The sequence below is a fragment of the Allorhizocola rhizosphaerae genome (assembly GCF_003426775.1).
Taxonomy (GTDB): domain Bacteria; phylum Actinomycetota; class Actinomycetes; order Mycobacteriales; family Micromonosporaceae; genus Allorhizocola; species Allorhizocola rhizosphaerae.
The window spans coordinates 1-8,393 of sequence record NZ_QJUG01000298.1 but is presented as its reverse complement, the minus strand read 5'-3'; the positions used below and the strand labels follow the sequence as shown (position 1 = coordinate 8,393).

10 protein-coding genes, 1 pseudogene and 1 riboswitch are annotated in these 8,393 nt (G+C 69.1%); of the genes and pseudogenes, 9 read left to right on the top strand and 2 right to left on the bottom strand.

Going from position 1 to position 8,393, the window contains the following annotated elements:
* The 8 genes from DM816_RS37700 to DM816_RS37665 form a co-directional block, all read left to right on the top strand.
* Window positions 1–779: DUF881 domain-containing protein (locus DM816_RS37700; protein WP_162908245.1), on the top strand; the 779-nt coding region annotated here is incomplete at its 5' end.
* Window positions 776–1,108: a small basic family protein gene (locus DM816_RS37695; protein WP_117215289.1), complete on the top strand. Its 333-nt coding sequence runs from the start codon at window positions 776–778 to the stop codon at window positions 1,106–1,108. The genes DM816_RS37700 and DM816_RS37695, both read left to right, overlap by 4 nt.
* 4 nt (window positions 1,109–1,112) lie before the next feature.
* Window positions 1,113–2,063 (top strand): DUF881 domain-containing protein, encoded by a 951-nt coding sequence (locus DM816_RS37690; RefSeq protein ID WP_117215288.1) that lies wholly within the window; start codon window positions 1,113–1,115, stop codon window positions 2,061–2,063.
* A 15-nt stretch (window positions 2,064–2,078) separates the two neighbouring features.
* Window positions 2,079–2,459: a glycine cleavage system protein GcvH gene (gene gcvH, locus DM816_RS37685; protein WP_117215287.1), complete on the top strand. Its 381-nt coding sequence runs from the start codon at window positions 2,079–2,081 to the stop codon at window positions 2,457–2,459.
* Between the two features lie 166 nt (window positions 2,460–2,625).
* A complete protein-coding gene (gene odhI, locus DM816_RS37680) occupies window positions 2,626–3,063 on the top strand; it encodes an oxoglutarate dehydrogenase inhibitor Odhl (RefSeq protein WP_117215286.1) in 438 nt (145 codons plus the stop codon).
* Between the two features lie 10 nt (window positions 3,064–3,073).
* Window positions 3,074–3,829, top strand: a complete 756-nt coding sequence (ftsR, locus tag DM816_RS37675; RefSeq protein WP_246002581.1) for a transcriptional regulator FtsR — start codon at window positions 3,074–3,076, stop codon at window positions 3,827–3,829.
* 105 nt (window positions 3,830–3,934) lie between these two features.
* Window positions 3,935–4,405 (top strand): bifunctional nuclease family protein, encoded by a 471-nt coding sequence (locus tag DM816_RS37670; RefSeq protein WP_117215284.1) that lies wholly within the window; start codon window positions 3,935–3,937, stop codon window positions 4,403–4,405.
* 124 nt (window positions 4,406–4,529) lie between these two features.
* Entirely contained in the window at window positions 4,530–5,120 is a 591-nt protein-coding gene (locus DM816_RS37665) for a MerR family transcriptional regulator (protein ID WP_117215283.1), read from the top strand.
* 10 nt (window positions 5,121–5,130) lie between these two features.
* Here the strand turns inward: DM816_RS37665 and DM816_RS37660 are convergent, their stop codons facing one another.
* A complete protein-coding gene (locus DM816_RS37660; RefSeq protein WP_117215282.1) occupies window positions 5,131–5,739 on the bottom strand; it encodes a dihydrofolate reductase family protein in 609 nt (202 codons plus the stop codon).
* Between the two features lie 42 nt (window positions 5,740–5,781).
* Entirely contained in the window at window positions 5,782–6,777 is a 996-nt protein-coding gene (mgrA, locus tag DM816_RS37655; protein WP_117215281.1) for an L-glyceraldehyde 3-phosphate reductase, read from the bottom strand.
* A gap of 83 nt (window positions 6,778–6,860) precedes the next feature.
* Window positions 6,861–6,955, top strand: a riboswitch (glycine riboswitch).
* Window positions 6,956–7,030: 75 nt separating this feature from the next.
* Here mgrA and DM816_RS37650 point away from each other — a divergent pair.
* Window positions 7,031–8,393 (top strand): annotated as a pseudogene (locus DM816_RS37650) (glycine dehydrogenase); the annotation flags it as partial.

The window sequence follows — 8,393 nt, the reverse complement described above, 5'->3', positions numbered from 1 at the left end:
AGGCGGCCCGCCACCGGGCCAGCCGGCCGCCGCTGCCCCGGTGGCGGCGGGCCACCCGGCGCGCGGCGGCGCTGATCGCGCTTGCGACGATTGGCTTTCTGTTCACCGTCGCCTACCGCCAGGTGGTGATGGAGCAGCCGGAGCGCGAAAGAAACCGGATGGAGCTGATCAAGCAGATCACCGTGCGCAAGGAGCGCACGACGGTGCTCGCCGCGACCGCGGAGTCGCTGCAGACCGACGTGTCCAACCTGCGCGACGCGGCACTGTCCGATCCGGAGCAGATCGAGCAGCTGCGCCAGCTGGAGGCGGCCACCGGCACACGCAAGGTGACCGGCGACGGCGTGATCGTGCGCATCTCCGACGGGCCCGACGCGGCCGGCAACGAGAAGGCCCGCATCCTCGACTACGATCTGCAGCAGCTGGTCAACGCTCTGTGGGTTTACGGGGCGGAGGCCGTGTCCATCAACGGGCGGCGCCTGACGTCGCTCACGGCGATCCGCAAGGGCGGTGGCATCTACGTGGGTGACTTCCCCGTGGCGAGCCCCTACGAGATCACCGCCATCGGGCCGCGCGACCTGTTCGACAGGTTCTCCAAGTCGGTCACCGCGCAGGTCTATCGCGATCTGCAGGAGCGACCCGAGTATCGGTTCGGATTCAAGATTTCAAGGCAGGATGACCTGGTGCTTCCCGCGGCGGTGCTGCCCGAGCTGCGTTTTGCCGGCGTGCCCAGCGCACCGTCGGCGTCGCCATCGCCGTCGCCCTCCGGAGGTGGGAGATGATCGCAGTTCTGGCGCTGATCGTCGGCGTCGTGGCGGGCGTGCTGCTTGAGCCGACCGTGCCCCTTGCCCTGCAGCCCTACCTGCCGATCGCGGTGGTGGCGGCGCTCGACGCGGTCTTCGGCGGGGTGCGGGCCAAGCTCGACGGCATCTTCGACGACAAGCAGTTCGTGATCTCGTTCATCTCCAACGTCCTCGTGGCGGCCTTGATTGTGTACCTGGGGGATAAGCTCGGGGTTGGGCCGCAGCTGTCCACCGGAGTCGTGGTCGTGCTGGGCGTGCGCATCTTCGGCAACGTCGCGGCCATCCGGCGGCACCTGTTTAGGGCGTGAGGCGATGACCGACGAGCAGAAGCCCGGGCAAATCCCGATTCCGCCGGCGACGCCCGCTTCCGGCGACGCACCCGTCCCGGGCGGCGAGCCGGTCTCCGGTGCCGCGTCAGGCTCCCGCGATGCGTCTGCCTCGGGCGGCGAGCCGGTTTCCAGGGAGGCGCCCCTCGCCCAGCCCGATCCGGACGGCCTGGAGGAGTCCGCGCCGGTTGCGCAAGACGAGTCCGAGCCCGTCGCACCCCAGGCGGCGGACGAGGCGCGGCGCAAGCAGGTCAGCGGTGCGGGTGCCCTGATTGGAGTGTTGCTGGCGCTGCTCGGCTTCACGTTCGTGGTGCAGATCCGCAGCAACGCGGGTGACGCGGCCTACGCGTCGGCGCGCGAGGGCGACCTGCTGCAGATCATGTCCGATTTGGACGCCTACGAGCGTCGGCTCAACCAGGACATCACGTCGCTGGAGCAGACCAGGCGGGAGCTGCAGTCGGGCGCGGCGGGCCGGGATGCCGCGCTGGCCGAGGCCAAGGCACGGGCCGACGCGCTCGGGATCCTGGCGGGCACGCTCAAGGCGCGCGGGCCGGGCGTGATGCTGCGGTTCGTCGACGAGACGGGCAAGATCAAGGCCGGCACGCTGCTGAACGCCGTGCAGGAGCTGCGCGGGGCGGGCGCCGAGGCGCTGCAGATCGACGGCTCGGGCGGGTCGGTGCGCATCATCGCGTCGACCTCCTTCGTCGACGACAGCGCCGGCGGTGTTCGCGTCGACGGCAGGCGCCTCACCGGCCCATACACGATCCGCGCGGTCGGCGATCCGGCCACCCTCAAGCCCGCGATGGAGATCGCCGGAGGGGTGGTGGCGGCCGCCCGAACCGACGGCGGTAACGTGATCGTCAACCAGATGGACGTCGTGGAGATCAACGAAACGCGCTCCGTTCCGGAGCTGGAATACGCGAGACCGGTCACCTGATGAAGGGGATGCCACGTGAAGATTCCTGATGAGCTGCGGTTCACCGCCGAGCACGAGTGGGTCGCCGAGCCCAGCGGCGGTGTGGTGCGCGTGGGCATCACCGACTTCGCGCAGGATGCCCTCGGTGACATCGTCTACGTGCAGCTGCCCGAGGTGGGCGCGCAGGTCACCGCGGGCGACTCGTTCGGCGAGGTCGAGTCGACCAAGAGCGTCTCGGAGATTTACGCCCCGCTGTCCGGTGAGATCACCGCGGTCAACCAGGCCGTGGTCGACTCACCGGAGACGATCAACTCAGACCCGTACGGAGCGGGTTGGCTGGTCGAGATCCGCCTGACCGACCCGGAGGCGGTCGGCAGCCTGCTCGACTCCGATGGATACAGCCAGCTCACGAAGTAGTGCCCCGGGCCGACACCCGGGCGGGACACGCCAACCGGCGCCCCGCCCGTGACGAGGCCAACGCGGGAGGCCGCGCGTTGCGGTTGACCGCCGAAATCCAACCTGACTAGGCTCGCACAGCAGGTGCTAGGCAGCCCTTTTGAGACTTTAGCCACGAGGTGGTCCGATGACGCGTCCAGACGACGAGTTTCCCCAGCTCGACGTCACGTCGACCCTCAATCTCGGCCTCGACGAGATCCCCGAGGGGCCCGACGCTGATGTCGTGCCGGGTCGGGTCTCCAGCCAGCTGCCACCCGGGATGGCGCTGCTCGTGGTCCGGCGCGGGCCCAACGCGGGCGCCCGCTTCCTGCTGGACCACGACGTGACCACCAGCGGTCGGCATCCCGACAGTGACATCTTCCTCGACGACGTCACGGTCTCCCGCCGCCACGCCGAGTTCCACCGCGACGGTTCCACCTTCACCGTGCGCGATGTCGGCAGCCTCAACGGCACCTACGTCAACCGCGAGCGGGTGGAGTCGGCCACGCTCAACAATGGCGACGAGGTGCAGATTGGCAAGTTCCGGCTGGTCTACATCGCAGGACCGCGCACCGAGGAGGGGTGAGGGTCCCGCTGTGCGGGCTGAGCAGGCGGGCCAAGCGGGCCAACCCGGCCAGGCGGCACGCGATCCGTCACTGTTGAGCATCGGCGAGGTGCTGGCGCAGTTGCGCACCGAGTTTCCCGACACCACGATCTCCAAGCTGCGCTTCCTGGAAACCGAGGGGTTGGTCCAGCCGCAGCGCACGCCGTCGGGGTACCGGAAATACAGCCCCGAAGACGTCGCCCGGCTGCGCTATGTTCTTGCCGCGCAACGGGATCAGTACCTTCCCCTGCGCGTGATCCGGCAGCAGCTCGACGAGGGCGCGCACGTGCAGGCACCAACGCGGCCCACGCTCGTGGCGGTCACCGACGACTTCGTGCCGGAGGAGCCGTCGCGCGTGCATCGCGACGAACTGCTGACCCGGGCCGGCATCGACGCCGCGCTGCTGGCCGACCTTGAACGGCACGGCTTGGTCACGGCCCGCGCCGGCGACTGGTTCGACTCAGACGCGGTGACGGTCGCCGAGGTGGCCGGGCGGCTCGCAGCATACGGCATACAACCGCGCCACCTGCGCCCCTATCGCGCCGCGGCCGATCGCGAGGCCGGGCTGTTCGCGCAGGTCGTCGCGCCGATGCTGCGCCAGCACGCCAGCCTGCGCGACACTGGAGACCGGCGCGACCTGGCGTCGCGAGCGCGGGCCGACGAGGCCCTGCGCGAGTTGATGCTGCTGTCCCAACGATTGCATTTGGCGCTGCTTCGGCTGGGGCTCGATGAGACGCTCGGTCATTGAGGCGTCTGGAGAACAGCCGTTCCCGGGATGAGCGTGTAGCGTGCAGTACGAAGGGGTACGCCGTCAAGGCGAGGCGGTCCACGAAGGGTTGGAGGAGGGCTCGAAGTGCGCGAGCTGAGCGTCGTCGGTGTTCGGGTCGAGCTGCCCACGAACCAGCCGATCGTGCTGCTGAGAGAGGTCGAGGGAGATCGGTATCTGCCGATCTGGATCGGTGCGGTCGAGGCGACCGCCATCGCATATGAGCAGCAGGGGGTCAAGCCCGCCCGGCCGCTGACCCATGACCTGCTGCGCGATCTGCTGGAGGCGCTGTCGGCCCCGCTGCGCGCGGTCGAGATCGTCGAGCTGCGCGACAGCATCTTCTACGCCGACCTGGTGATCGGGGAAAACGGCGCGATCCGGGTGTCTGCCCGGCCCAGCGACGCGATCGCGCTCGCGCTGCGGGCCAACGCGCCGGTGCGCTGCGCCGACAAGGTGCTCGACGAGGCGGGGATCATCATTCCGGACGAGCAGGAGGACGAGGTGGAGAAGTTCCGCGAGTTCCTCGAGCAGGTCCGGCCGGAAGACTTCGCGTCTTAACGATCGAGCCGGCTGCCGGGTGACGGCCGCGGACCCGAATGTGGCGTGTCGCGAGGTTGCCTCCCCTCATCCGGGCCCGATGCGCTATAGGGTTGCGTCCAGGTACGTCGCGGGAGGTAGTCGGATGCAGCAGCCCAACTACTCGGAGACCGGCAGTAGTTCAGTGTCCGATGAAGATGGTGCGGTGGGATATCGCGGCGTGACGGCTTGTTCCGCGGTGGGCATCAGCTATCGGCAGCTCGACTATTGGGCGCGCACCGGTTTGGTCGTGCCGAGCATCCGTGACGCCTCCGGTTCGGGCACGCAGCGGCTGTACTCGTTTCGTGACCTGGTGGTGCTCAAGGTCGTCAAGCGACTGCTGGACGCGGGGGTCTCGCTGCAGAACATCCGGCGCGCGATCGAGACGCTGCGCGCCTACGGCGCCGACGACCTGGCCACCATCACGCTCATCTCCGACGGCACTTCGGTGTACGAGTGCCGCTCGCCCGAGGAGGTCGTCGACCTGCTGCAGGGCGGGCAGGGCGTGTTCGGCATCGCCATCGGCGGCGCGTTCAAGGAGGTGCAGGGGTCGCTGTCACACCTGCCCGCGGAGCGCGGGGCGGAGGTGGTGCCGCCACCCTTTCCCACACAGGCGCCCCAGTGGCCCGCCGCTGCCGAAGGCGTCGGCATGACCGACGAGCTTGCGGCGCGCCGCGCGCGCCGCAAAGCCAGTTGAGCTCAGCGCGTCATTCCTGCGGCAGGTGGGTCTTGGCCTCGGCGTAGCCGCCCTCACGCGTCACGTCGTCGGGCGCGTAGACGAGCTCCAGCACCCCGGTCTCGAACCTCTCGGACGAAACCAGCTTCAGCGTGACGCTGCTGTCGCCCTCGTCGAACAGCCGCATGCCCTTGCGCACGGCGATCGGGTGCACGAGCAGGTGCAGCTCGTCCAGCAACCCCGCGGCCAGCAGCTGGCGCACCACCGAGACCGAGCCGCTCATGCCGATGATCCCGTCGCCCTCGCTCTTGAGCGCCGCGACGGTCTCGACCAGGTCGCCCTGCAGCTGCTCGGAGTTGCGCCAGTGGAATTCGAGCGGCCGGCGGGACACGACGATCTTGCGGACGTCGCCGAGTCGCTTGGCGAACAGGGCGTCCTCGTCGCCTGCGGCCTCCCGCTCGGGCCAGGCCCCGGCGAAGCTGTCATAGGTCTTGCGGCCGAACAGCATGATGTCGGCCTGGCTGAAGGTCGCGTCCACGGAGCGGCCCATCTCGTCGTTGAAGTACGGGAAGTGCCACTGGTCGGGCGCCTCGACAACACCGTCGAGCGCCATGAACAGGCCAGCGATGATCTTTTTCATGGTGTACCCCTCTCGTCCCCAGTAGGACGGCGTGGACCGGCGCTACTCATCGGTGGCGAACTGGTCGATCTCGGCGAGCTCGGAGTCGGTGAACGACAGGTTGTCCAGCGCGCCGATGTTGGCCTCCAGCTGGGCGATGCTGGACGCGCCGATCACCAGGCTGGTCATGCGCGGGTCGCGCAGCGCCCACGCCAGCGCCAGTTGGGCCAGGGACTGGCCGCGCCGCTGGGCGATGTCGTTCAGCGCGCGGGCCTTGGCGAGGTTGCTCTCGGTGAGGTGCGACTCGCTCAGCGCGCCTCCGGTGCGCACGCGCGAGTCGTCGGGCACGCCCCGCAGATAACGATCGGTGAGCAGGCCCTGCGCCAGCGGGGAGAAGGCGATGCACCCCGCGCCCACCTCCTCCAGCGTGTCCAGCAGCTGGTCGCGCTCCAGCCAGCGGTTGATCATGGAGTATGACGGCTGGTGGATCAGCAGCGGCGTGCCCATCTGCCGCAGGATCGCGGCCGCCTCGCGGGTGTTGGCGCTGGAGTACGACGAGATCCCCACATACAGCGCCTTGCCCGCCCGCACGGCCGCGTCCAGCGCACCCATCGTCTCTTCCAGTGGTGTGTCCGGGTCGAACCGGTGCGAGTAGAAGATGTCCACATAGTCCAGTCCCATCCGCGCCAGCGACTGGTCCAGCGAGGCGAGCAGATATTTGCGGGAGCCCCATTCGCCGTACGGGCCGGGCCACATGTCGTATCCCGCCTTCGTCGAAATGATCAGCTCGTCGCGGTACGGACGCAGGTCCGCCGCGAGCATCCGGCCGAAGTTCTCCTCCGCCGACCCATAGGGCGGGCCGTAGTTGTTGGCCAGGTCGAAATGCGTCACACCCAGATCGAACGCGCGCCGCACGATGGCCCGCTGCGTCTGCCATGGACGGTCGTGCCCGAAGTTGTGCCACAGCCCCAGCGAGATGGCGGGAAGCTTGAGCCCGCTGCGGCCGGTTCGGCGGTACTGCATGGCGCCATAGCGGTCGGGGGCTGCGACATAGGTCATAGTTCGTCAGCCTAGCCCGGCTGGATCGGCGGCCGAGCCGGTACCGCTTCTGTAACGGGTGGCTGGTAGCGTTGCACGTGCTGATATACCGCGTGGGAGAGTCCGCTCCCGCCAGGCGCGGCGCCGAAGGGGCAATTCCTCCCCGGAACCTCTCAGGCACCAGGACCACGTGGGTTAGGCGACTCTGGAGTGCCAGTGCGACAGAGGGGGAGGGCGACGCCCTGTCCCTCAAGTGCATCTACACGGAGTTGCGATGAACGCTTTCGCCGACCGGCACATCGGGCCCACCGCCGCCGACACCGATCACATGCTCAAGGCAATCGGCTACGGCTCGGTCGAGGAGCTGATGGACGCGGCCATCCCTGAGGTCATCCGCTGGCATGGCACGCTGGACCTGCCCGCCGCGGCCACCGAGCCCGAGGCCCTGCGCGAGCTGCGCGAGCTGGCCGGGCGCAACCGGGTGCTCACCTCGATGATCGGGCTGGGCTACTACGGCACCCACACCCCGGGCGTGATCAAGCGCAACGTGCTGGAGAACCCGGCGTGGTACACGGCCTACACCCCTTACCAGCCGGAGATCAGCCAGGGCCGGCTGGAGGCGCTGCTGAACTTCCAGACCATGGTGTGCGACCTGACCGGGCTCGACGTCGCCAACGCATCCATGCTCGACGAGGGCACGGCCGCGGCCGAGGCGATGACGCTGGCCCGCCGGGTGTCGAAGGCCAAGTCGATGCGCTACGCGGTGCACGCCGACACGTTCCCGCAGACCGTCGAGGTGATCGCGACCCGCGCCGAGGCGCTGGGCATCGAGGTTGAGCTCTTCGACGAGGTCCTGCCGGAGGACTGCTTCGGCGTTCATTTGCAGTACCCCGGAGCCTCCGGCGCGCTGCGCGACTACGCGGCGCTCGCAGTCGACGCCCACGCCAAGGGCGCGCTGGTGACCGTGGCCGCCGACCTGCTGGCGCTGACGCTGGTGCAGGCTCCCGGCGAGTTCGGGGCCGACATCGCGTGCGGCACGACGCAGCGCTTCGGTGTGCCGATGGGCTTCGGCGGCCCGCACGCGGGCTACCTGGCCGTGCGCAAAGGGCTGGAGCGCTCGCTGCCGGGCCGGCTGGTGGGCGTGTCCAAGGACGCCGACGGCAACCCGGCCTACCGCCTGGCCCTGCAGACGCGTGAGCAGCACATCCGGCGGGAGAAGGCGACCAGCAACATCTGCACCGCGCAGGTGCTGCTCGCGGTGATCGCGAGCATGTACGCGGTGTACCACGGCCCGGCCGGCCTGCGCGCGATCGCGCACCGCGTGCACGGCATGGCCGCACGCCTCGCCGCTTCGCTGGACGTGGAGCACGACAGCTTCTTCGACACGGTGACCGCGCTCGCCCCCGGCACGGCGCGCGAGGTCGTGGCCAAGGCCGAGAAGCTGGGCGTCAATTTGCGCCTCATCGACGACGACCGGGTCGGGATCGCGTGCGACGAAACGACCACCGAAGCCGACCTCGCCAAGGTGTGTGCGGCTTTTGGACAGTCCTTAGTGGACGGTGGCGACGCGAAGCTGACCCGGAGGACCACCGACTTCCTGACCCACCCGGTGTTCAACACGCACCACTCCGAAACCG

Excerpts from the sequence above, each read along its gene's own strand:
- DM816_RS37690 (WP_117215288.1), top strand. The coding sequence starts at position 1,113 with ATGACCGACGAGCAGAAGCCCGGGCAAATCCCGATTCCGCCGGCGACG.
- mgrA (WP_117215281.1), bottom strand. The coding sequence starts at position 6,777 with ATGACCTATGTCGCAGCCCCCGACCGCTATGGCGCCATGCAGTACCGC.
- odhI (WP_117215286.1), top strand. The coding sequence starts at position 2,626 with ATGACGCGTCCAGACGACGAGTTTCCCCAGCTCGACGTCACGTCGACC.
- DM816_RS37665 (WP_117215283.1), top strand. The coding sequence starts at position 4,530 with ATGCAGCAGCCCAACTACTCGGAGACCGGCAGTAGTTCAGTGTCCGAT.
- DM816_RS37660 (WP_117215282.1), bottom strand. The coding sequence starts at position 5,739 with ATGAAAAAGATCATCGCTGGCCTGTTCATGGCGCTCGACGGTGTTGTC.
- DM816_RS37695 (WP_117215289.1), top strand. The coding sequence starts at position 776 with ATGATCGCAGTTCTGGCGCTGATCGTCGGCGTCGTGGCGGGCGTGCTG.